At 38.6% G+C, this 24,517-nt stretch carries 24 protein-coding genes; 19 read left to right on the top strand and 5 right to left on the bottom strand.

What is annotated here, in order from left to right:
• Positions 1-77 precede the first annotated feature (77 nt).
• Positions 78-1,442: a cobyrinate a,c-diamide synthase gene (locus tag NSQ14_RS04865; protein ID WP_251241518.1), complete on the bottom strand. Its 1,365-nt coding sequence runs from the start codon at positions 1,440-1,442 to the stop codon at positions 78-80.
• 527 nt (positions 1,443-1,969) lie between these two features.
• Here NSQ14_RS04865 and NSQ14_RS04870 point away from each other — a divergent pair.
• From NSQ14_RS04870 to NSQ14_RS04930, 13 genes are all read left to right on the top strand, one after another.
• The gene (locus tag NSQ14_RS04870; RefSeq protein ID WP_051989006.1) at positions 1,970-2,782 is read left to right on the top strand and encodes a serine/threonine protein kinase; all 813 of its coding nucleotides are present in this window, start codon (positions 1,970-1,972) and stop codon (positions 2,780-2,782) included.
• A 421-nt stretch (positions 2,783-3,203) separates the two neighbouring features.
• Positions 3,204-4,181 carry a PstS family phosphate ABC transporter substrate-binding protein gene (locus NSQ14_RS04875; RefSeq protein ID WP_346216958.1) on the top strand — a complete coding sequence of 326 codons (978 nt, stop codon included), beginning with the start codon at positions 3,204-3,206 and terminating at the stop codon, positions 4,179-4,181.
• 117 nt (positions 4,182-4,298) lie between these two features.
• A complete protein-coding gene (pstC, locus tag NSQ14_RS04880) occupies positions 4,299-5,240 on the top strand; it encodes a phosphate ABC transporter permease subunit PstC (protein ID WP_034768650.1) in 942 nt (313 codons plus the stop codon).
• Between the two features lie 53 nt (positions 5,241-5,293).
• The gene (pstA, locus tag NSQ14_RS04885) at positions 5,294-6,172 is read left to right on the top strand and encodes a phosphate ABC transporter permease PstA (RefSeq protein WP_034768651.1); all 879 of its coding nucleotides are present in this window, start codon (positions 5,294-5,296) and stop codon (positions 6,170-6,172) included.
• 78 nt (positions 6,173-6,250) lie between these two features.
• Positions 6,251-7,048: a phosphate ABC transporter ATP-binding protein PstB gene (pstB, locus tag NSQ14_RS04890; RefSeq protein ID WP_396122059.1), complete on the top strand. Its 798-nt coding sequence runs from the start codon at positions 6,251-6,253 to the stop codon at positions 7,046-7,048.
• 490 nt (positions 7,049-7,538) lie between these two features.
• Entirely contained in the window at positions 7,539-8,417 is an 879-nt protein-coding gene (locus NSQ14_RS04895) for an AraC family transcriptional regulator (protein ID WP_034768652.1), read from the top strand.
• Between the two features lie 81 nt (positions 8,418-8,498).
• Entirely contained in the window at positions 8,499-9,224 is a 726-nt protein-coding gene (locus NSQ14_RS04900) for a ThuA domain-containing protein (RefSeq protein ID WP_034768654.1), read from the top strand.
• A 5-nt stretch (positions 9,225-9,229) separates the two neighbouring features.
• Positions 9,230-9,991, top strand: a complete 762-nt coding sequence (locus tag NSQ14_RS04905; protein ID WP_034768662.1) for a sugar phosphate isomerase/epimerase family protein — start codon at positions 9,230-9,232, stop codon at positions 9,989-9,991.
• A 179-nt stretch (positions 9,992-10,170) separates the two neighbouring features.
• The gene (locus NSQ14_RS04910) at positions 10,171-11,196 is read left to right on the top strand and encodes a Gfo/Idh/MocA family protein (RefSeq protein WP_034768664.1); all 1,026 of its coding nucleotides are present in this window, start codon (positions 10,171-10,173) and stop codon (positions 11,194-11,196) included.
• Between the two features lie 100 nt (positions 11,197-11,296).
• Positions 11,297-12,265: a sugar phosphate isomerase/epimerase family protein gene (locus NSQ14_RS04915; RefSeq protein WP_034768666.1), complete on the top strand. Its 969-nt coding sequence runs from the start codon at positions 11,297-11,299 to the stop codon at positions 12,263-12,265.
• Positions 12,266-12,277: 12 nt separating this feature from the next.
• Positions 12,278-13,339 carry a Gfo/Idh/MocA family oxidoreductase gene (locus tag NSQ14_RS04920; RefSeq protein WP_095141527.1) on the top strand — a complete coding sequence of 354 codons (1,062 nt, stop codon included), beginning with the start codon at positions 12,278-12,280 and terminating at the stop codon, positions 13,337-13,339.
• 604 nt (positions 13,340-13,943) lie between these two features.
• On the top strand, positions 13,944-15,323 hold the full coding sequence (gene nhaC, locus NSQ14_RS04925) for a Na+/H+ antiporter NhaC (protein ID WP_216405410.1): 1,380 nt from the start codon (positions 13,944-13,946) through the stop codon (positions 15,321-15,323).
• 563 nt (positions 15,324-15,886) lie between these two features.
• Positions 15,887-17,344, top strand: coding sequence for an alanine/glycine:cation symporter family protein (locus NSQ14_RS04930; RefSeq protein ID WP_034768671.1), 1,458 nt, complete (start codon positions 15,887-15,889; stop codon positions 17,342-17,344).
• A gap of 497 nt (positions 17,345-17,841) precedes the next feature.
• Here the strand turns inward: NSQ14_RS04930 and NSQ14_RS04935 are convergent, their stop codons facing one another.
• Both NSQ14_RS04935 and NSQ14_RS04940 read right to left on the bottom strand, forming a co-directional pair.
• Complete coding sequence (locus NSQ14_RS04935; protein ID WP_034768673.1) at positions 17,842-18,033, bottom strand: YfhD family protein; 192 nt, start codon at positions 18,031-18,033, stop codon at positions 17,842-17,844.
• Positions 18,034-18,137: 104 nt separating this feature from the next.
• Positions 18,138-18,248 carry a YfhE family protein gene (locus tag NSQ14_RS04940; protein WP_072012641.1) on the bottom strand — a complete coding sequence of 37 codons (111 nt, stop codon included), beginning with the start codon at positions 18,246-18,248 and terminating at the stop codon, positions 18,138-18,140.
• A gap of 134 nt (positions 18,249-18,382) precedes the next feature.
• Between NSQ14_RS04940 and recX the strand changes: the two genes are divergently transcribed.
• Both recX and NSQ14_RS04950 read left to right on the top strand, forming a co-directional pair.
• Positions 18,383-19,216 (top strand): recombination regulator RecX, encoded by an 834-nt coding sequence (recX, locus tag NSQ14_RS04945; RefSeq protein WP_051989008.1) that lies wholly within the window; start codon positions 18,383-18,385, stop codon positions 19,214-19,216.
• A 59-nt stretch (positions 19,217-19,275) separates the two neighbouring features.
• On the top strand, positions 19,276-19,650 hold the full coding sequence (locus NSQ14_RS04950) for a YfhH family protein (protein WP_051989009.1): 375 nt from the start codon (positions 19,276-19,278) through the stop codon (positions 19,648-19,650).
• 67 nt (positions 19,651-19,717) lie between these two features.
• Here the strand turns inward: NSQ14_RS04950 and NSQ14_RS04955 are convergent, their stop codons facing one another.
• The gene (locus NSQ14_RS04955) at positions 19,718-19,882 is read right to left on the bottom strand and encodes a small, acid-soluble spore protein K (RefSeq protein ID WP_034768730.1); all 165 of its coding nucleotides are present in this window, start codon (positions 19,880-19,882) and stop codon (positions 19,718-19,720) included.
• A gap of 185 nt (positions 19,883-20,067) precedes the next feature.
• Entirely contained in the window at positions 20,068-21,048 is a 981-nt protein-coding gene (locus NSQ14_RS04960) for a metal-dependent hydrolase (RefSeq protein ID WP_034768674.1), read from the bottom strand.
• A gap of 208 nt (positions 21,049-21,256) precedes the next feature.
• On the opposite strand from NSQ14_RS04960, the gene mutY reads away from it, so the two are divergent.
• The 4 genes from mutY (at position 21,257) to ntdP (ending at position 24,455) form a co-directional block, all read left to right on the top strand.
• Positions 21,257-22,354 carry an A/G-specific adenine glycosylase gene (mutY, locus tag NSQ14_RS04965; protein ID WP_095141522.1) on the top strand — a complete coding sequence of 366 codons (1,098 nt, stop codon included), beginning with the start codon at positions 21,257-21,259 and terminating at the stop codon, positions 22,352-22,354.
• Positions 22,355-22,408: 54 nt separating this feature from the next.
• Complete coding sequence (fabL, locus tag NSQ14_RS04970) at positions 22,409-23,158, top strand: enoyl-[acyl-carrier-protein] reductase FabL (RefSeq protein ID WP_034768678.1); 750 nt, start codon at positions 22,409-22,411, stop codon at positions 23,156-23,158.
• Positions 23,159-23,364: 206 nt separating this feature from the next.
• Positions 23,365-23,604, top strand: a complete 240-nt coding sequence (locus NSQ14_RS04975; protein WP_034768680.1) for a gamma-type small acid-soluble spore protein — start codon at positions 23,365-23,367, stop codon at positions 23,602-23,604.
• A gap of 317 nt (positions 23,605-23,921) precedes the next feature.
• The gene (gene ntdP, locus NSQ14_RS04980) at positions 23,922-24,455 is read left to right on the top strand and encodes a nucleoside tri-diphosphate phosphatase (RefSeq protein ID WP_034768682.1); all 534 of its coding nucleotides are present in this window, start codon (positions 23,922-23,924) and stop codon (positions 24,453-24,455) included.
• Positions 24,456-24,517 lie beyond the last annotated feature (62 nt).

Below are 24,517 nucleotides of genomic sequence, written 5' to 3' on the forward strand. Positions count from 1 at the left end.
ATACCTTCATTGAAAAATAATCACAGAAAAGTATTTTGTTCACTGCTAAGCACAAACATTAACCGTGAGATAAATTTCTATCTCCATGTCCGGCACAATGCTATAAAATTTTCAACTATTTCCGGACAGGTGGCGAAATGGATATGGGTAAATCCCGCAACCAGATTTCTAGATTGGTAGCCCTCGTGTTTTTTGCCATATGTACTTTCTGTTTCATATGCATAAGGGACATCCCTGCTTGGAATGTAAACAGCGTAATGAAATTCATGTCCTCTTGCTGTTAATCCGTCTGTTAAAATAGGATTCCCGTTCATCCCCTTTATTTCTCGATATCCAATTGCCGCTAATCGGTTTTGCATAACGGTTTTTCCCGGAATCGCCCCAACCATTTCAAATCGGTTCCCATCATGTGTTTCAATTGCTTCTGTTAAAAACATAAAACCACCACATTCTGCAAGGGTTGGTATTCCGTCAGCTATCGCCATTTTTACTGATTGTTTAACCGCTGTTTGTTCTGATAAATTTTTTGCAAATTGTTCCGGAAAACCTCCTCCAATATAAAGACCGTCCACATTATCGGGAACTGTTTCTCCATTTAACGGTGAGAAAAAAGAAAGCTTTGCCCCAAATGATTCCAGTAGATCCAAATTTTCTTGATAATAGAAATGAAAGGCCGCATCTTTTGCAACGGCGATGTTCACCTTTTTTTCACACTTTACATCAAAAATTGAAGAACCTGTCTTCGTAATTGCCGGTACTTCTGCTAGTTGAGTCAGTAAATTCAAATCAATCGTTTTCGCAACAATTTCACCAAGTTTTTCAAAAAAGCTGTTTAAATCGCCTCTTTCAATAGAGGGAATTAGACCTAAATGCCGTTCCGGAAGAGATATATCAATCTCACTATTTACATAACCAATGACAGGAATTTGGCATTCTTTTTCAATGGCTGTTTTGACAAGGTGAAAATGCCCCTCTCCACCGACACGATTTGCGATAACACCAACAATGTTTGCCTTCTCTGTAAAAGCTTGAAACCCTTTCACAACAGCCGCTGCACTCCTCGCCATACTCCCACAATCGACAACAAGAATTACCGGGCAATTCAAAAGGGTACTAATTTCTGCTGTACTTCCTACATCCGATTCCGGCGAATGTCCATCAAAAAATCCCATTACTCCTTCGATAACGGAAATATCTGCGTCTTCACTTGCCCGTAAATAAATTTCCTTTAACAAATCTTTTCCGAACATCCAACTATCCAAATTTCTTGAAGGCCGGCCTGTTACGGCGGTATGGTAAGTCGGATCAATGTAATCCGGCCCGCATTTAAAACCTTGAACTTGCCAATTTCTTTTTCGCAGTGCCGCCATAAGTCCAATCGTTATCGTTGTTTTGCCGACACCGCTTCCAGTCCCGGCAATCACAATTCTTTTTGCAGCCATCTATTCACATCCCTTTTCGTTTTTCATTTCACCAACATTCCACTCATTATAAACAATTTGAAAAACGAATGATCAATAATAGGTTAGTAGCGATACTTATAAACGCTTACTTTTACATAACAATCACTTGCCATAGTCTACACCGTTTTCCTCACAAAATGCTATCGCTATATAAACGGGTATATCATGCTTATATACATTATACGTTTTTTCCACTGCCAGATAAATGTTTCTTTTTTATTCATTTCATAAATATTTGTCGTATTCTAGTGAGTCCACTGAAAAACTATTTAAAAAGATTTACTAACACAATATATAGTATGATAAAGCCCAGAGATACATCTAAATACGGTGTTTAGCAAGATTGTTACGCAGTTTTTCCAGTGACCTCTATTCTGGTAGCAAAAGTTGTCCACCAACTTGAAAAATGTATTTTAAAAAACAATAATTCTTGTGTATCCTCGAACAAATTGGTAAGTTTTAAATATATACCATTTTTCACAGAATAGGAAAGGAGGGCCCCCGGCTTGAGTTTGTTCCGTCCGATTCGTAAAGTTATTCAATTTTTTGTTGATAAATCGTTGGCACCGGGTGTTCATATCGATAACCGCTATCAAATTATCAAATTACTCGGTTCCAGTAGTTTTGGTCTGGTGTACAAATGTAAAGATTTACAAAAAAATCAAATGGTTGCTGTCAAACAACTGCGTCCCACTAAGCAAAAGTTCAAAAAGGAAGTTGCCCTTTTCAATCGGGAAATTTGCATGCTTGAACAATTAAACCATAAGGCACTACCAAAATTGTTGCATTCTTTTTCAGGTAATCTCGGACATTTTTATGTCATGGAATATATTGACGGGAAAAATATGGAAGAAGTAATTTTTGAAGAAAAACGTGTGTACGATGGAAAAGCGGCATTGGAATTTATTCGTGCGTTGACGGAAGCGGTAGGGTATCTCCATCGCCACGAAATATACCACGGTGATTTAAGAATTCCAAACATTATGCTAAGAGAAGAAAAACCGGTTATAATTGATCTCGGTCTGGCTTACGGGGAAAAAGAAGATTTTGTGGCACGAAATCTCTCATCCATTTTAAAATCAAAAAAGACTCAGGAAGAAAGGAAACAAGATGATTATCATGATTTAGGCGACCTATTATTATTCCTTCTATATACAACTTTTGAAAAGAAACATAAAAAAGCCCTCCCCTGGACAGAAGAGCTTCAACTCCATCATTCAACGACCAATCTGCTAAAACGGCTGCTCGGAATTGATGTACCTTATTCATCGATTAATGAAATTTTGGAGGATATCGATGTCGCTATAGAAAAGTTATGAACTGCTGCGATACTTTTTCCTTTTAAAATAGTCGCTTCCCTTATACGGGTTGTGACTATAACGACGTTTGCTGCTGCTACCGAAAAAAGATGAATGGCCGTGGCGGTGTCGACTGCTGCTGCCAAAATGGGCATGATGTCTTCGTCTGCTGCTGGAGTGTGAGCCTAACAAATGTTTTAAAATCCTCTTCAATATTCATCCTCCCTTCTCAAAATAAATCCTATATAAACACTTACGATTGTAAGTCCATGTTGGTTTCAAAAAATTTACTATTTCCACGATGTTTTTTTATTAATCATCCAAAACGACAAATTTACAGAATCTTAACAAACCTTAACAAACCATTTATACCAAGTTAATTTTTCCCCTTTATTGTTAGTTATGTAAGATAAACAAGCAAATTTCTTAGGGGGAAACGAAAATGAAAAACTATAAGAAACTGGCATTATCTGCACTCATCACGGGAGCGGTACTACTAACTGCATGCGGACCTCAAGAAGGAACGAGTGGAAACGAATCAGGATCAAATGGAAATAAAGCTTCAGAACAATCCGATCAACAACTGAAAGGAACCGTTGCAGTGGACGGATCTTCTACTGTTTTTCCGATTATGGAAGCGGTCGTTGAAGAATACAATATGAATCAACCGAATGTAAAAGTTTCTGTCGGTATGTCCGGTACTGGCGGCGGATTTGAAGCCTTTGCTGCCGGAGAAACCGATATTTCTAATGCCTCCCGTCCGATAAAAGACGAAGAAAAAGCGGCATTAGAAAAAGCAGGAATTGAATATACGGAATTTGAAATTGCCTATGACGGCTTATCAGTCGTTGTGAATAAAGATAATGACTGGGTTGACTATTTAACAGTTGATGATTTGAAAAAGATTTGGGTGGAAGATGGTACGACAAAAAAATGGTCTGATATTCGTGATGGCTGGCCGGAAGAAGAAATCAAATTTTATTCACCGGGTACTGACTCCGGTACATTTGATTATTTCGATGAAGTTGTTTTGGACGGAAAACCAATTGTTGAAAAAGCCACTTTGTCAGAAGATGATAACACACTTGTTACCGGTGTAACCGGAGATAAAAACGCCATTGGCTATTTCGGTTATGCTTACTATGCTGAAAACAAAGATCAATTAAAAGTAGTCCCGATTGATAACGGGAATGGAGCAGTTGAACCGACAAATGAAACGGTTGAAAGCGGCAAATACACTCCACTCTCCCGTCCGCTTTACATTTATGTAAAAAATGAATCCTTGTCAAAACCTGAAGTTTATGATTTTGTAAAATTTGCTCTTGAAAACGCAGGAACCCTATCTGAAGAAGTTGGCTATGTCAGCTTGCCGAAAGAAAAATATGATAAAGCTTTATCAACGCTTGAAGATTTAAAATAAAGAAAATAATCAAAGTGGGACAATCCCGGAGATATAAAGCAAAAAGGATAACATGTTTAGAGCTTTTCGATTTGGGAGGATTGTCCCAACATGTTATGGATGAAAGGGGTTTTCAACATGTCCTCGCAAAAATATGCTGCAACATTATCGGTTCAAGAAATGATCGCAAAAAAGAAACGACAAAGAAAAAATTGGAGCGAAAAGATCATGCCGGTGATCTTACAGTTGACAGCGATTATTTCTGTATTAACCACACTTGGTATCCTTTTTACACTACTTGTTGAAACTTTTGCCTTCTTTAAAGATGTTTCATTAAAAGAGTTTATTACCGGTAACACCTGGTATCCTTTTTCTGAACCTGGTCAATATGGAATTATGCCGTTAATATCCGGAACACTCAGGATTACCGGTATTGCCATCCTCGTAGCAGTTCCAATCGGTCTTGCCGCGGCCATTTATTTAAGTGAATTTGCATCGGACAAAGTGAGAAGAGTTATTAAACCGGTTTTGGAAGTGCTGGCCGGAATTCCAACGATTGTATATGGATTTTTTGCGTTAACATTTGTCACACCAATTTTACAAAAAATAATTCCTTCATTGGAAATTTTTAATGCACTAAGTCCGGGGATAGTGATTGGGATTATGATTATCCCGACAATTGCCTCCCTTTCCGAAGATGCATTAGGTTCTGTTCCAATAGCGATTCGAGAAGGGGGCCTCGCTTTAGGCGCAACCAAGCTAGAGGTGACGTTGAAAGTTGTTCTTCCTGCAGCCGTATCCGGGATTGTTGCTTCGATTGTTCTTGGGATTTCCCGTGCCATCGGTGAGACGATGATTGTCTCTATTGCCGGAGGTTCGACACCAAATCTTGGTCTAGATATAACCGGTTCCGTTCAAACAATGACTGCCTATATCGTCCAAGTTGCTCAAGGTGATGCAGGTTACGGAACTACGATTTATTACAGTATATATGCGGTCGGTTTTGCACTCTTTATTTTTACATTAATCATGAATCTGCTTGCCCAGTGGATTTCAAACCGGGTTAAGGAGGATTATTAATTTGCTGATCATTTGCCGTAATTTCTGCAGCTTTGCCAAGGAGGTATACACCAATGAAACTGATTGACCAGGAGCAAGTCATTCGTCGCATGAAACCAAGATTATTTCGTAATACATTTTTTAAATATTTATTTCTTTTAGCAACTGGATTATGTCTCATTGTTTTAGCGGTTTTATTTGGTCGAATTTTTATACAAGGTTTGCCGTACTTAGATTGGCAATTCATGAACAGTTTACCATCCAGAAAACCGGAAGAGGCCGGAATTTATACGGCACTAAATGGAACCATTTGGCTGATGGTGGTTGTGGTACCGGTCACGATGATTTTAGGAGTCGGTGCGGCAATTTATTTGGAAGAATATGCAAAAAAGAACCGTTTTACCACATTTATCCAAGTCAATATCTCGAATTTGGCCGGTGTTCCTTCTGTTGTATATGGCTTATTAGGGTTAACTTTATTCGTCCGCACTTTTGCTTTCGGTAAAAGCGTTTTGGCAGCCGGATTGACGATGAGTTTGTTAGTTTTACCGGTGATTATCGTATCTGCCCAGGAAGCGATCCGAGCTGTGCCGAGCAGTTTTAGGGAAGCCTCATACGCCATGGGGGCAACAAAATGGACGACAATTTTGCGGGTTGTCTTACCGGCATCCTTACCGGGGATATTAACGGGATCCATCCTTGCCTTATCACGTGCGATTGGGGAAACAGCACCACTTGTTGTTCTCGGTATTCCACTATTTTTAGCCTTTTTGCCAAATTCGGTTTTTGATGAATTCACGGCATTACCGATGCAAATCTACAACTGGACATCCCGCCCGCAAGATGAATTCCATGCATTGGCAGCAGCCGGAATTATCGTATTATTAGCGTTGTTAATCGTTATGAATTCGGTCGCCATCATGATTCGAAATAAATTTTCCAAACGGTATTAACAGTGCTTGAAGATTGGTGTTTTGTGAACTTTACGTATTTTAAAAAAGGAGGTTTTTATAATGGCAATTGTGGTTGAAATGAGGAAAGAAGAATTAATGATAGAGCAACCAGAGGTCAATAAAGAAGAGGTTTACCAAACAAAGGATTTGAACTTATGGTATGGGGATAATCATGCACTAAAACATATTAATCTGGATATTTTTGAAAATGAAATTACAGCTATTATCGGTCCGTCCGGATGCGGAAAATCAACCTTTATTAAAACATTGAACCGGATGGTCGAGCTTGTTCCGGCCGTAAAAACATCCGGGGAAATATACTATCGCGGCAGGAACATTTTCGATAAAAACTATGAAGTAGAGGAATTAAGAACCCGAGTCGGTATGGTTTTTCAAAAGCCAAACCCATTTCCTAAATCAATTTATGATAATATCGCCTATGGTCCACGTATCCATGGCATTAAAGATAAAAAAATTCTGGATGAAATTGTTGAAAAAAGTTTGCGGGGGGCGGCCATTTGGGATGAAGTAAAAGATCGGCTGAAGGAAAATGCTTACGGTTTGTCAGGTGGTCAGCAACAACGACTTTGTATTGCCAGATGTCTTGCCATTGAGCCGGATGTTATCTTGATGGATGAACCGACTTCCGCTCTTGACCCGATTTCAACATTGAAGGTGGAAGAACTTATTCAAGAATTGAGAAAAAACTTCAGTATCATTATCGTCACCCACAATATGCAGCAAGCGGCACGGATTTCGGATAAAACTGCATTTTTCCTGAACGGTGAAGTTATTGAGTATGACCAAACGAATAAAATTTTTTCAACACCTAGTGATAAACGGACGGAAGATTATATTACCGGACGATTTGGCTGATATAATAGGTGATATTCTTCATCCGGAGGCGCCGTTTCAATCCTTTTTTTAAAAACCATTTTTGTAGAGTAGATCATGAGTGCTGTACTACTATTGTTTGCTTAGATTTTCACTAGACTAATCTTAAGTTGACAGTAAAAACCCCAGAAAGCCCCGTTGTTAAGGCATTTTCTGCGGGTTTTTTAGTGCCAAAAAGTGCGTACTTTTTTGGTCTGCCTATAAAATTTTTATATTCTTTTGTCCCTTGCTTGATGAGATATCGAGGCTAGATTTTTACTAGAATAATCCTTCTGTTTTTAATATAATTTTAAAAAAGATGAGTCGAATAATCCATTTGCTCTTGCGCTATTGGCCGGCCAGTACCACGCCAAAACAAGAACAACCCCCGAGGAACGGTACACATATAAATGAAAACTCACAGAAATAACATCTATCTCGTTTCAAAAAATGATAAGATAAAAGGAAAACGCTTGATTTGGAGATTTTGCCGATGAGAAGCTCGTATTTAGAAATTCGCAAGGACCATAATGAATTTCCAATGGATTGCTTTTTAAATAGTGGGGATATGACATTGCTCCCCCACTGGCATAAAGAAATAGAAATCATTTATGTGAAAAACGGAACACTGAACGTTGGGATCAATGATACTATTTTCACCATGCAGGAGGGGGAAGTAAGAATTATTAATGGTGGGGAGGTCCACTACTATCTTTCCTCCCCCGATAGCGAAAGAATCGTGCTTATGTTTGACATCTCATTTTTTAAAGACATGAGATTAATCAACAACGAAGAGCTTTCCATGCTTGATATCTTTAACGGCATTGAAAAGTCCAGTCTTTCATGGCCGGGAAAAATTAAACAAAAAATCGAGGAGCTAATTCAAGAAATCTATTTAGAAATGGTGAATAAAGACAGGGGATATTTATTTGCCATCAAAGCAAAAATGTATGAAATGATTGTTACTTTGTATCGCAATGTTTATCAAGATATTTCACCGAATGAATTGAAATCGGAGCTGGTTTCCAACCCAAAATCATTTGTTGAGTCTTTAAGTAAAATTTTTGCATATATTGAAGAATATTATCAACAGAAAATTACATTGGATGACATCGCTCGCCATATGGGCTTTAACGCTCAATATTTTTCCCGTTATTTTAAAAGATTAACAGGACAAACCTTTGTGAAATTTTTAAATGATTACCGTTTAAATAAAGCAAAGTGGCTGTTGTTAAATGAGGATCTGCCAATTATTGAAGTGGCTGAACAAGCCGGTTTTAGCAGTGTCAAAACATTTCATCATTTATTTAAAACCAAATTTGGAACTTCACCTTTAAAATATAAAAAGTCAAAATACGGGAATAACATATAAATTTTCCAGGAAGAAAAAGACCTAACAGTTTTGTATGCTAAATGTACAGAAACTAGGTCTTTTTTGATTGGAGAGAATGAGATGATTAGGGTTACTGTTTGGAATGAATATCGTCATGAGCGGCACAACTCGGAGGTAAAAGCAGTTTATCCAGAAGGAATTCACGGCCAAATTGCATCATTTTTACATGAGGCCGGGTTTGGTGTGAAAACGGCTACATTGGATGAACCGGAGCATGGCTTAACAAGTGAGGTATTAGATCATACCGATGTTTTGATTTGGTGGGGACATATGGCACATCATGAGGTAGATGATCAAATCGTGGAGAAAGTGAAACAGCGGGTATTAAACGGTATGGGCTTAATTGTACTTCACTCCGGTCACTTTTCAAAAATCTTTCAATCGCTAATGGGAACAAGCTGTAATTTAAAATGGCGGGAAGCGGGGGAGAAAGAACGATTATGGGTAATTAGTCCAGGTCATCCAATCGCTGAAGGAATCCCCGAATATATCGAAATTGACCACGAAGAAATGTATGGGGAGCACTTTGATATTCCGGAACCGGATGAGGTCATTTTTACAAGCTGGTTTGCAGGCGGGGAGGTGTTTCGGAGTGGTTGTACATTTAAGCGGGGAAATGGAAAAATCTTTTATTTCCGTCCGGGACATGAAACTTATCCGACCTATTATCATAAACAAGTTCAACAGGTTATTATCAATGCCGTGAAGTGGGCAAAGCCGGTTAAACGCAGTTACCCGGTCTACGGAAATGCAAAACCGCTTGAAAAAATTTTATCCGAGGAGTGATGTTTATGAAGGAAATCCCTGTGTCCGTCCAATTATATACATTAAGAGAACAGTGTGAGAAAGATTTTGAAGGAACATTAAAAAGAGTAGCGGAATTGGGATATGACGGGGTTGAGTTTGCCGGACTTTATGGCAGATCAGCAAAAGAGATACGCAACTTATTAGATCGGCTGGGGTTAAAGGCTTCATCAAGTCATGTTCCGCTTCAGGAGTTGAAAAATGATTTAACTAAGGTAATAGAGGAGCAAAAAACATTAGGAAGCACTTATATTATCTGCCCGTTCCTAATGCCGGATGAACGGAATGAACCAGCCTATCAGGGTTTGATTTCATTTTTAAAGGATACCGGTGAACGAGTTAGAGAGGAAGGTCTTGTCCTCGGTTATCATAACCATGATTTTGAATTGGAACGGCTGAATAATGGGAAAACCGTATTAGAAACGATATTAGATGGAGCACAGTCAGTTATTGCCGAGTTCGATATCTACTGGTTGAAGAAGGCGGGGGAAAATCCGGTTGAATGGATTGAAAAATATATGAACCGGGTACCTATTGTTCATTTAAAAGATATGACAACCGATCAGTTAAAAAGCTTTGCCGAATTGGGGACAGGCGGCGTTGATCTTGAGACCGTTTTATCGCTGGGCGAAAAAGCCGGCATAAACTGGTGGGTTGTGGAGCAGGATATTTGTCAGCGTGATCCTTTCGAAAGTATTGAAATGAGCTTGAACTATTTAAAAACGAAATTGCCTTATCTAAACAAATAGAAAACTAGATATATGATGTTTTCCATCTTGTAGAGATGAAAAACGAAATCGCCTTATTTAAACATTGACGTAAAGAAATCTTTTTCTTTTAAAGGAAAATTTTGTAATTTGAAGCAAGTTCATACGTCCCTATATAAATGGGATGAATCATGAAAAAAGCAAACGGGAGGAATTGGCATATGAGTAAATTAAAAATCGGTGTCATTGGCTGCGGAAGTATTGCAAAATATCGGCATTTACCGGAATACGCTGCGAATGCCAATGTAGAAATTGTAGCGGTTTGCGACATTGTTCCGGAAAGAGCCGAAACAATGGCTGCCCAATATCGTGCAAAAGCTTTTACAGATTACCAAGAGGTGCTGAAGCTAAAAGAGGTGGACGCTGTCAGTGTATGCCTGCCTAACTATTTGCATGCACCGGTATCCATTGCTGCATTGAATTCCGGCAAACATGTGTTATGTGAAAAACCGATGGCCACATCAAGGGAAGAAGCAGAGGCGATGATCCAAGCGGCAAAAGCAAACGGAAAGAAATTAATGATTGCTCATAATCAACGCTTTGTGGCATCTCATCAAAAAGCAAAGGAAATTATTGAGAGCGGCAAGTTGGGCAAAATATACAGTTTTAAAACTACTTTTGGTCATAGTGGTCCGGAAGGCTGGAGTGCAGACGGTAAAGACAGTTGGTTTTTTAATAAAGAAAAAGCCTTTATCGGGGCAATGGGCGACCTTGGTGTACATAAAGCCGATTTAATGCGGTATTTGCTTGGTGAATTTAAAGAAGTTGGAAGCTTCATTGAAACAAATGCAAAATCTTATTCTGAAGTAGATGATAATGCAGTATGTGTGTTACGTACAGAAAGCGGCATCATCGGTACATTGACGGCTAGCTGGGCATATACAGCAGGAAGTGATGATAACTCGACGGTCATCTATGGAGAAAATGGGATTTTGAAACTGGAAGCTGATCCTGAGTATTCGTTAATCGAACAATATCGTACCGGCGAGGTTGTCAAACATCAATTAAGCAGAATCCAAACCAATGAAGAAGGCGGCCAGACGACATCCCATGTTATTAATCATTTTGTTGAATGTATTTTAGAAGACAAAGAGCCACTTATTACCGGTGAAGAAGGGAAAAAATCGTTGGAAATTATCTTAGCAGCCATCGAATCACAAGAAACAAAGCGGATTGTCATATTGTAATTTTTCAATAAACATAATGGACCCAACGACTCCCATAGTGATGTTGATTTTTGAACGGGTCCCACTGTTTGTCTGAAAATTAATTTTAGGAGGTTTTTCAATGAAATTAGGTGTATTTACCGTATTATTTTCCAATAAATCCTTTGAAGAAATGCTGGATCATGTGAAGGCTTCCGGTCTGGATGCAGTTGAAATCGGAACAGGAGGCTATCCGGGAAATGCCCATTGTCCATTAGATGAGCTTTTAGAAGATGAAAATAAACGAAAAGATTATTTGAATGCGGTTACTGCCAGAGGTTTAACCATCAGTGCCTTTAGTTGTCATGGCAATCCGCTTTCGCCTGATAAAGCATTTGCCAAACAATCGGATGAAACGCTGCGCAAAACGATTAAACTCGCATCATTGTTAGGTGTGCCAGTCGTAAACGGTTTTTCAGGAACGCCGGGAGACAGCGAGGATGCTAAACAGCCAAATTGGCCGGTTGTTGCCTGGCCAACGGAATATGCCGATATTTTAACATGGCAATGGGAAAATAAATTAGTTCCGTATTGGAAAGAAATTGGCGAATTTGCCCAACAACATCATGTCAAAATTGGCCTTGAATTGCATGGCGGTTTCCTCGTCCATACACCATATACCATGTTGAAATTGCGTGAATTAACTTGTGATGCGATCGGTGCCAATTTAGACCCGTCCCATATGTGGTGGCAAGGTATCGATCCGGTTGCCGCTATTAAAATTTTAGGAAAAGCAGGAGCCATTCACCATTTTCATGCAAAGGATACGTATATTGACCAGGATAATGTCAACATGTATGGCCTAACAGATATGCAACCATACGGAAATGTACAAACCCGTGCCTGGACATTTAGAAGTGTCGGTTGTGGTCATAGTATGCAAGAATGGTCGGATATGATGAGTGCCTTACGTACCTATGGGTATGACTATGTTGTAAGTATTGAGCATGAAGACCCATTAATGTCCATTGATGAAGGCTTCAATCGTGCCGTTAAAAACTTAAAAGATGTGATCATTCGTGAAACACCTGCTGATATGTGGTGGGCATAAGAGGAGGCTTCTATGACAACGAGAACATACAATTTAGCAGTCGTTGGCTATGGCGGCATGGGCAGCTACCATGTCGACCATTTGCTTAAAAGTAATCCGCAAATTCATGTGAAAGGCATTTTTGATATTAAGCAAGAAAGAAATGATGTGGCACTATCAAAGGGGCTGCAGGTGTACGAGTGTCTGGATGCCTTGCTTTCGGATAAGTCGATTCATATTGTATTAATTGCAACACCAAATGACGTCCATAAAGAAATTGCAATAAAAGCTTTAAAAGCTCACAAACATGTAGTTTGCGAAAAACCTGTAACGATCTATGCCCGTGATTTAGAGGAAATTATGACGGTAGCTGAGGAAACCGGACAAGTGTTTATGGTTCACCAAAACCGACGCTGGGATGAGGATTTTTTAACCGTGAAAAAAATATATAATGAAAAAATGACGGGTGAAATTTTTCATATTGAATCCCGTGTCCATGGTGCCAATGGGATTCCGGGTGATTGGCGCCATTTAAAGAAAAACGGTGGCGGCATGGTGTTGGATTGGGGCGTTCACCTGCTTGATCAGCTGTTGTTTATGATTCATAGCCCGGTTACGAGTGTATATGCAAATTTAAGTTATGTACTGGGCGATGAGGTGGATGATGGCTTCCAAACCTATTTGACTTTTGCCAATGGAATAACCGCACTTGTAGAAGTAGGAACAACGAACTTTATCTCGCTGCCGAGATGGTATTTAAAAGGAACAGAAGGAACCGCCATTATCGAGGATTGGGGTCTTAACGGAAAAATTGTTAAACAAAATAAAGATATCATAGCTTCTGCACCGAAGCCGATTAAAGCAGGGCAGGGCTTAACGAAGACGATGGCCCCTCCATCAGAGGAAGCAACTACAATGGTAAATCTTCCGGCAGCTTCCGTATTATCTCAAGATTTTTATGATAACCTTGTATCAGTTATTGAAGGTCGTACCGAAGCCATTGTTAAAAATCACGAAGTACTGCGTGTATTAAAGCTGATGGAAATTATTTTTGAATCTGCAGAAAAAAATGAAGTGGTTAAAACCAGTTTGTAGATTCAATTTTGTATTCGGATTGAATTCAACCCCTCTTCATTTGTCCCCGAGAGTCAATCTCGGGGATATTTGTTCTTCTATTGTTGCTTCTTTTGTTCTAGAGCGTTTCGAGACCGTTCTTCCTTTTATCGCTGCTCAATTTGTCCGTAAGTTTCGGCTGGTTGCCCTCGTAATATGTCCATAAGAACGATTTTATTGGACAGTTTCAGGAGGTTGGCTTTGAATTTTGTCCAAAAGAGTGGTTTTAATGGACAGTTTTAGTTGATTGGCATTGCATTTTGTCTAATAGAGCTGTTTTAATGGACAGTTTTAGTAAATTTCCCTCACATTTTGTCTATAAGAACCATTATATTGGATAAAGCCAATCTCGCGGACCAGGGGAGACCTATCTCGCGGGCTGGCAGTGACTACCAAGGAGAAATCGGCTCAACCCAAGCAACCGCGTAACCACAAGCTAACCCTGCCAATTATGAGAAAAAACGCCTTCTTGACAATTTGTAAAGATAAAATTATATTAAAATATAACTTTAGCACTTAAACGCTTTTATGTGATAAAGTAAATATTGTAGCATTATAATTTGAATTACGACTCAGGAGGAACAGCATGAATATAAAAAAAACCTATTATACTCCATCTGTAGTAGAAGCTGTGCTGCTTTCGGCAATAAGTATTTTCTTACTAAGTTTTGGCATCATTAAATTCGAGGCTGCACCACATATCCCCATTTTAGTGGTTATTATCTTTTTATTATTTTATGGCTTATTGAGGAAAATCCCTTTTAAAGTAATGGAAGAAGGATTAATTAATGGAGCAATGGCAGGTATTGGGGCGGTCATATTGCTCCTGTTTATCGGTTTATTGATCGGAAGTTGGATGATTAGTGGAACCATTCCAACTTTAGTGTCTACAGGTTTTTCACTGGCCACGAGCCACTATTTTTATGCCATTGTGTTTGTAATAACGGCACTTGTCGGCGTGAGTATTGGCAGTTCACTGACGACAGTCGCGACTATCGGTGTTGCTTTTATTAGTATTGCCCAAACGATCGACCTTTCTATGGCGATCACAGCCGGAGCCATTGTTTCCGGTGCTTTTTTCGGGGATAAAATGTCACCGTTATCCGATACAACCAATTTGGCATCGACAATTGTAAAAGTTGATCTGTTTGAACATATTCGTAATATGGGATGGACAACTGTACCGGCATTTTTATTGTCATTGCTCTTTTTTATTTTTGTTTCCCCACCCGTAGAGGAAGCGGATCTATCAAATATTAATCATTTTCAAGATTCATTGTACTCAACAGGGCTAATTCATTGGTATAGCTGGCTGCCTCTAGTTTTATTAATTGTCCTTTCGATAAAAAATGTCCCTGCGATTCTTTCTTTGGCAGCAAGTTCACTTTTGGCCGTTGTTCTTTCTTTTATTAATCAAATGTTGCCAATTGGAGACTTACTTAATGTTTTGTTTAACGGCTATGTGTCAGAAACCGGAAATACAGCACTAGATGAACTGCTGACAAGGGGTGGCGTCAGCAGCATGTTTTTTACGGTAAGCCTGGTTTTGCTTGCTTTAGCAATGGGTGGTCTGCTCTTTACGCTTGGTATTGTCCCGCGACTTATAGAATCCATTGCAGGCCTTTTAAATAATGTCGGAAGTGTGATTACTGCATCAGCAATGACTGCAATTGGCCTAAATGTCATGATTGGTGAGCAATATTTGGCGATTTTACTTACCGGCGAATCGTTCCAGTCCCAATTTGCTAAGGTTGGTTTGGCAAACAAAAACTTGTCCCGTGTATTAGAAGATGCTGGTACAGTAATTAATCCGCTTGTGCCATGGAGTGTTTGCGGTGTTTTTATTACGAGTATGCTTGAAGTGCCGGTTTTGAGCTATATTCCTTTTGCAATTTTTTGTTGGTTATCTCCAATATTATCTATACTATTTGGTATTTCCGGGAAAACATTGACGTATTTAAAATAAGGTATGAAGAATGCATGATTGCTAGGGAGGAAAGGATGTTGGTCACACAAGTGTTGTCATAAGGTTGTGGTGCTTTTAGCTTGTGTTCTATGTTAAGAATTATAAATTTTCAGCAGAGATGCGAATTCGAAGTAGTGAGAAAAAGTATAAGCTCACAAGAAAGGCTATGAAGAACCGAAAGTATAGGCTCCGTAGTTGAAAAAGCAATGTCTTTTTCAACGAATACATCGTACCAGAAAAAATTTTATATTTTTTCGGTGAACTTACGCATCACATGTGGCCTAAAGGCATAGACGCCCTAGTTTTCTTATTTGAAAAGAAGTGAAAGATAATTCCAAATTAATTCGTTTGTAGTATGTCTTTTGCAGTTCAGTTTGACCGTTTCCGCCATCAATTAAAATCCTCTTTTCTTTTTGGGGATATTTTCCAATATGTAGAAGAGTATAAATATATTTGAAAATCATATTGTCTTATAACAAATGATAAATTATAATAATCTATTATATCGCCAAGTTTCTAATTTTTTGAAAAAGTATTGTTTATAAAAACAAGGGGGTAGTGCAATGGCTGATTTTATTAATACGTTATATAGCTGGCTCTGGAGTACACCAATGATTGTGTTCTGTATTGCAGCTGGGGTTATTTTTACATTAATGACGAAATTTGCCCAAGTACGATTAATTGGGGACATGATCAAACAAATGTTTAGAGGAAAAAGTTCAAAATCCGGAATTTCCTCATTTCAGGCATTATCTTTAGCTTTATCCGGTCGTGTCGGTACGGGGAATATTGCAGGGGTAGCAACGGCAATTGCTTATGGTGGTCCCGGTGCTGTTTTTTGGATGTGGTTAATCGCTTTTTTCGGAGCTGCGACTGCATATGTAGAATCTACGCTCGGCCAAATTTATAAAGAAAAAGTCGATGGTGAGTATCGCGGCGGTCCTGCTTATTATATTGAAAAAGGTTTGAATCGTCGTTGGGCAGGAATGATTTTTGGGGTTGCCGGTTTGCTAGCAATGGCTGTTCTTATGCCGGGGGTTCAATCAAATGCCATCTCTGCCGGGTTTGATAATGCATTTTCGATTAGTCCGTGGATTACGGGGATCTTTTTAGCAGTTTTATTAGGTGTTATCATTATTGGGGGAGTTAAACGGATTGCCAATGTTGCCCAATTGGTTGTTCCATTTATGGCTCTTGGTTATATTCTTGTTGCGCTCGTAATCATTTTTATGAATATTGAAGCTGTTCCGGGCGTTTTTAAATTGATTTTTACTAGTGCATTTGGTGCTGATCAATTGTTTGGCGGTATTTTAGGAAGTGCCATCGCGTGGGGAGTAAAGCGCGGAATTTATTCGAATGAGGCAGGACAAGGAACCGGACCGCATGCTGCCAGTGCCGCTGAAGTATCTCATCCTGCAAAACAGGGATTGGTTCAAGCGTTTTCGATTTATATTGACACATTGCTCGTATGTTCCGCAACTGCATTTATGATTTTATTTACTGGTTCCTATAATGTATATGAATCTGACCAGTCAACGCTTATTGTCAATAATATCGGTGATAGTGTAGAAGTAGGGACAGCTTATACACAAATGGCCGTTGACAGTCAATTACCTGGTTTCGGCTCACCGTTTGTTGCAATAGCTCTGTTCTTTTTTGCCTTTACAACTATTATGGCTTATTACTATATTGCTGAATCGAATGTCGTTTACTTATTTAAAGGCCGTAATTTAAAAATTCCGATGATGATTTTAAAAATAGCTATGATTGCGGCAACTTTCTATGGTACGGTCAGGACTTCAACACTGGCTTGGACATTGGGTGACATTGGTCTCGGCTTCATGGTTTGGACTAACTTAATCGGCTTAGTATTCCTTTACAAACCGGCCATTCAGGCATTAAAAGATTATGAAGAACAGAAAAAGCAAGGTCTTGACCCGGAATATAATTCAACAAAACTTGGTGTGAAGAATGCTGATTTTTGGGAAGACGGGTATAAGAAAGAAGAAGAAGCTGTTTAACCAAGATTTCCTTTCAAGTAGCCACAAAACCTGGCTACTTTTTTACACCAGAAAGTATAAATTTCCAGGAAAGATTGTACGTTGTTGGAAATTTTAGTATAAGTATAAGTGCAAAATGCTACAACTAGAGAGGCTTCGGTAGCATTACCTCGCATGCGAAAATGTTTTTTCGCTGACTACGGCTCTGCCTTCGCCTAAAGGCTTGGCAGTCGCCGTTTTTACTAACGGATCATGTGTTAAGTTTTTTTATGACAAAAGGTAAAGTGGGGCCGGCATTGCAACAGGAGGGTGCGATTTAAGCCGGCCAAGATGTACGACGCTAAGCGGGCGCCTTGCACTTTCTTAATCGCGTTAAAATTTATCGCAGGAAGGGTGAGATGTAATAGGAGCAAAAGAAAGGGAACCCTTCAGATGAAGAAGAGTTCCTAAAAAATCTATTTATGATTGTTTAGCAATAGATAATTTTTGAAAAACGAAAAGTTGGCTCACGAGTCAATTTATTTTCTTTTTCCTCGCGCTTTTACCCGACTGTCGGCTGCATTGGATCGCGCAATAGCTTCTCGGTCTTGCAAGTCCGCCAATTCCTGTGCATACTCGATATCAAGACCATCTGACTTCATATTTTTCGGAACTTGAGGTAAGTTTGCTTTATTTTTGTCGCGAGTTCTTTGTCCACGAGCTCGTCCCATGTTGAGACCCCTTTCGTCAGGAGTTTTGAAGATAAATGATCTTCATCTTTTAGATTAGCCAAGTAACTCGCGAATATGACAGGTAAGTGTTAGCAAGTCTGTTATTATTCCCGGGCAGCTCTGTCAGCTCGTTTAAAATCGCGACCATAAATAATTTCCTGTGCTTTTTTCAACTGTTTCTTTTCTTCTCCCCGGTTTTTCTTTGGATTAGCCATCGCTTTTACACCTCCGTGTTTTCGTGTACACACTATATTTTTAGTTTTTCCATTCCCCGGCAAAGCATACGTAGACGAGCGAAATTGCATACAAATTTTCTATTTTATGATACATTTGTGCTAAAGAAACATGAATGGAGGTGTTCATCCTGCCAATCATAAAAAAGATTACCGTTCAGAAAAGAAATACGGATCGCTATAATGTGTTTTTTGACGATGGAAAAGATGGTCAATACGCCTTTAGTGTCAGTGAGGATATTTTAATAAAATATGATTTACGAAAAGGGAAAGAATTGGATGAACAACAACTTGCGGAAATTTTTTATAATGAGGAAATACAAAAGGCGTACATTCAAGCTGTTCATTACTTATCATTCCGCATGAGATCGATAAAAGAAGTTAAAGAACATTTACAGGAAAAAGGTTATGAGGAAAATGTAATTCAAGAAGTGATTGGGCGCCTTTTGAATCAAAAATATTTAGATGATCGGGAATTTGCACTTGCTTTTGTAAAAACACAAATCAATACCTCGGATAAAGGTCCGAATGTTATTAAAGAAGGTCTGCGGAAAAAAGGAATCCATCCGAGTATCATTGATGAATCATTGGCGCTTTTTACGAATGAAGAAAAACTGGAAAAAGCAGTTAAGCTTTGTGAAAAACAAATATTGAAAAATAAAACAGTTTCCACTAAGCAGTTGAGCAGTCATTTGCGTATTTTTTTAGTCCGGAAAGGGTTTGAACAGGTAACGATTCAGAAAGCCGTTTCACTTGCATTGGAAAATGTTCCCGATCACCGTGATGAAGAAACGATTCAAATTCAAGGTGAGAAAGCGTTGAAAAAATATCGACTAGTACCACCTGAAAAAAGGATTATGAAAGTTAAGCAATTTCTTTATCGTAAAGGATTCCAACTTGCTGATATTGAAAAATTTCTTGATGGAATTGACATAAATAATCATGAATAAAGAATGTATTAGCACGTTTACAGAAAAAAAGACAAAAAATGATGTGGAAGGTGTTTTCAATGACTAAAAAAAGGTATAGTGAAATGTCGGAAATTGAATTGAAACAAGAAATTGCACATTTAAGGGAGCAGGCAAGGAAAGCAGAGCAGCTCGGTATTATAAATGAATTTGCCGTGCTTGAAAGGAAAGCTTTGATGGCTGAGTGTTATTTACTGAACCCGGAAGATTTTAAAAAGGGTGAAATCTATCGACTGCGTAATGAACCGGATACGTACTTCCGAATAAAATATTTGAAAGGTTTCTTTGCTTGGGGAAATCGTCTGAATGGTGAAGGAAAAGAAGAAGGAATTCCGATTTCGCTTTTGGAAAAAGTAAAAAAATGTACTAAACTTACTGGACGGGCTGATTTATATAGAAGCAGCATAGTGGAGTAAAAGATGAGCATGAAGATTAACTGGAGGGAGCCCGCACTTCCTGGACTCCCGTTTCCGTTTTCAAGAGCTATGAATCGTCTCTTTCTCTTTGATTTGAGGCGTGCATCCGTTCCTGTGGTCTTGTATTGATCGTCCCGTCTGCCCTTAATGAGGCAAATCTTGCTTGTGCACGGGGCATTCCTTCCAATTTTTGGTCCTTTTGATTGGGGAACCCTCTTTCCTTGTTACGCACCATCGCTATTCCTCCTATAAGGATGCTATTTACCGTACCAGTTGTCGGAAACAGTAAATTTACATATAATGGTATAGAGTTTTTGACAAATCACGTTAAACTAAACAGAAAAAAATAGTGCGCAAATAATACGCACTAATAGTATGGCTAAAAAAAGATTTCGTTTACGACAATTTTTCAGGGAATTATTGGGGAAGGATTTCCAGCTTTTTGCGAATTTTTTCTTTGCTATAAATCCAACCGGTATATGAAGTTAGAATGTTCATATTATGATCCATCTTAACAACAGCAAAAAACGGGTAATGATCTTTACTGCGATAGCGTAAATCGATAAAGCGAACTTCAATATAACGGATTCCTTCTTCTATTTCCCAGCGATAAACCGGTGAAAAAGAAAGGAAGGCGGCGACATTAGTATCTTTAATAGCTGTATTCATAACCGGTGTATCCGGTAAAGGAATTCGCTCAAATTCATCAACGATTGTAAAACTGCTTTGATAAGCGTAGGCAACATAAAATTTGTTTTTGGTAATAACGGCAATACGCCATTGAAAAAATTTCATCGTTGGACTTAAGATGACTTGTTCTGTATCGGGAATTCGTTTTTTAATTACAGATACTAATGTTTTCCTTATAGAGTACCGGTACAAATAATAGCCAATCAAGACAATGTACATAGTAGAAAAGATTACCCTTGGATCATTTCCGAATATCCAGAATACGATACCGAGTGCATGAATGCCGAAAATAAACGGATCGAACGTGTTAATCCAACCGAGTGCAACCCATTTGGAGGAAAACGGACGTAAAGCTTGGGTCCCATAGGCATTGAAAATATCAACAAATACATGCAAGAAAACAGCAAGAAAAGTCCATAACCAAACATGCAGCAGATTAACTTCAGGATAAAATAAATACAATAGTAAGGCTATGATGAACGGCCACAAAACAACTGCGGGAATTGAATGAGTAATACCGCGATGATTTCGGATATATATCGCATTATTACGTAATTTTAATACTGTATCAATATCCGGAATTTGTGAACCGACAATCGTTGCGATCAAAACGGATTGATAGGTATCAGGATGATTGAATACAACCGGATCAATGGTGGCCAATCCACCAAGGGCAATACCCATGACAAAATGTGTACCAGTATCCACAAAAATACCTCCAGTATGATAACTCTTTAGATGACAAGCATACGATTAATATATGTACCATATCAAATAAATTTTGTGCGAATAATAAACTCTGCTTAATTTTATTAAAAATGATATGATTATTTTTAGCATAATTCAAAGAACGCATTATATACAAATTTTATTTTAACCAACTCTTAATCAGATTTTATCATGTGGAGGACAAGCTGTGAATGAAAGAGTATCCGTACTTTTAAAAAATTTTAACATAGAGGAATTTCAAAAATCTTTAATTGAATGGTTCCAAGAGGAAAAGCGGAACCTTCCGTGGCGTGCAGATAAGGACCCTTATAAGATTTGGGTTTCAGAGGTCATGTTACAGCAAACCCGGGTCGATACGGTGATCCCTTACTTTTACCGCTTTATTGAGAAATATCCGAATATCGAAGCATTAGCTAATGCGGATGAACAAGAGCTGTTGAAGACGTGGGAAGGATTAGGCTATTACTCACGTGTGAAAAATCTACAAGCAGCGGTAAAGGAGGTGCAAACTCAATACGGCGGGGTTGTCCCTGATGAGAAAAAAACGTTCAGTAAGTTAAAAGGGGTCGGACCTTACACGACCGGAGCCGTTTTAAGTATTGCTTATAACAAACCGATTCCGGCTGTTGACGGCAATGTGATGCGGGTATTATCCCGGATTTTTGAAATTGAGGATGATATTATAAAGGTAAGGACAAGAAAGCTTTTTGAAGAATTAGTGGAAGAGATCATTTCCCGTGAAGATCCGTCCAGTTTCAATCAAGGGTTGATGGAACTCGGTGCATTGATTTGTAAACCGACTTCACCGGACTGTTTGTTATGTCCGGTTCGTGACCATTGCCGTGCCTTTCAACATGGTACAGAAACGAGGCTTCCGGTAAAAAGCAAACAGAAAAAGGGAAGGACCGTTCAGTATGTTGCAGCAATTTTGCTGGATGAAAGAGGAAAAGTCGTTATTCGTAAACGCCCTGATGAAGGATTGTTGGCAAGTCTTTGGGAATTTCCAAACGAAGAAGTTATTAGCGGAAAGAAAAATATGATTATCGATTTTGAAAATGAATGGTTGGACAAGTATGGGGCAAATGTGGATTTATTGGAACCATTATGTGTTGTTGAGCATGTGTTCTCCCATTTAACATGGAAGATTCATGCATTTGTCGGCTTGGTAAAGGGGGAGTTGCCACAAAATATGAAAGTTGTGGCTTTTGAGGAAGTAGATGAATATCCGTTTCCGGTTCCGTATCAAAAGATGTGGAAAGAGTATAAAAAGAAGATCGCTATATAAGTATGCGTCCATATGTAATGTCCCACAATATTTACTTTAGAAAGGAATGAGTATATGTCGAACAAAGTAGCATTAGTAACCGGGGCCAGCCGCGGGATCGGCAAAAAAACAGCTCTTCGCTTGGCAGAAGAAGGTTATGATATTGTCATTAACTATGTTCGCAGTAAATCAGCTGCAGAGGAAACGGCTAAAGAAATTGAACAAATGGGGAGAAAAGCGCTTGTTGTCAGAGCCCATGTAGGGGATGTAGATAAAATCAAAGCAATGTTTCAAACGATTGATGAAACATTTGGCCGTCTGGATGTCCTTATTAATAATGCAGCTTCCGGTGTTTTACGTCCGGTAATGGAGATTGAAGAAACTCATTGGAACTGGACAATGAATATAAATAGTAAGGCACTGCTGTTTTGTGCGCAAGAAGCGGCAAAATTAATGGAACGGAACGGTGGCGGCAAAATAGTCAGTATTAGTTCGATTGGTTCCATCCGTTATTTGGAAAACTACACACTTGTTGGTGTTTCAAAAGCAGCCCTCGAAGCATTAACCCGTTATTTGGCTGTTGAATTGGCACCGAAAAATATTGTTGTGAATGCCGTTTCCGGGGGTGCGATAGATACAGAAGCACTTCAACATTTCCCAAATCGAGAGAAATTGCTGGAAGATGCCAGAAAAAACACGCCGGCCGGAAGAATGGTGGAGATGGATGATATGGTCAATGCAATTATGTTTTTCATATCCGATCAATCATCCATGATTCGTGGGCAAACGTTGATCGTTGACGGTGGAAGATCACTGTTAGTTTGAATGATTTTTTGCCATGGATGTTTCATGAACAAAACATTACCGTATTTTTCAATGCGTTCTATAGGAATAGAAATGCCGGAAAAATAAACTTTTGGTTATTTGAAAAGTGAAATCGTCAATTAATTGGTGATACCAAAAATTTCCACAAAATCTTTGGATACTTATCCCTCCACTTGGATATGTTAAGAACGTGGAGGTGATAACAGATGGCAAAAAACAATAAAACACAAGCTGGTACAAATTTTCAATCTGCACAAGGCGGACAAAGCCAATTCGGTACCGAGTTTGCTAGTGAAACGAATGTACAAAAAGTAAGACAACAAAATGCTCAATCTGCACAAGGTGGACAAGGTCAATTTGGTACTGAGTTTGCTAGTGAAACGAATGCACAAGAAGTACGTCGTCAAAATCAACAAGCAGAGGCTAAAAAAAATAAAAATTCATAACATATACATCACATATACATCTAGGGTGAACCATAAAGAACCAACCCCTTATAAGTTCCAAAAGGTGCTTCATTATCGGAGCACCTTTTTTGGCTAATAGGAAAGTAGAAATTTTTTAATTTCTACTTTCCTAACGCATAAGTGCTCTTGCGGCTCTGCTCTCGCCTAAAGTCTCGGACGCCCGAGTTTTCTTTATATCCCGGTTTTAAAAATTTGGTTGAAACGTTATAATATAAAAATAACGAATATAAATTGGAAACAATTATTTTATTGTCAGATAGAAAACTTGAGCGGGATGTAGAAAGTAGGGATTAAAAATGGGAGTTCCCATGGAAGGAGAAACAATCCAAATACATAGTTATAAACATAATGGACATATTCATCGCATATGGGAAGAAACAACGGTGTTAAAAGGAACAAACACAGTCGTCATTGGGGGAAATGATCGAACAATGGTAACAGAATCAGATGGACGAACTTGGATCACGAGAGAACCGGCGATTTGTTATTACCATTCCCAATATTGGTTTAATATTTTAGGCATGCTTCGAGAAGACGGAATTCACTATTATTGTAATTTAAGTTCACCATTTGTGTTCGATGATGAAGCATTAAAATATATCGATTATGACTTAGATATAAAAGTATTTCCGGATATGACTTATGTTTTACTTGATGAAGATGAATATGAAGAACACCGAAAATTAATGGGATACCCGGATGTTATCGATAAAATTTTGAAAGCAAATATGGAGAAATTAATTGATTGGATTCGTCAAAAAAAGGGACCGTTTGCACCGGATTTTGTTGATCAATGGTATGAACGATTTTTAACATATAGAAATTTTTAATAAGAATTCGGTTGGTAAAAAAAGGTCCGTGAATTTTTTTGTCAATACAATTAAAGGATATC

The organism is Caldifermentibacillus hisashii (assembly GCF_039654145.1).
Lineage (GTDB): Bacteria > Bacillota > Bacilli > Bacillales > Caldibacillaceae > Caldifermentibacillus > Caldifermentibacillus hisashii.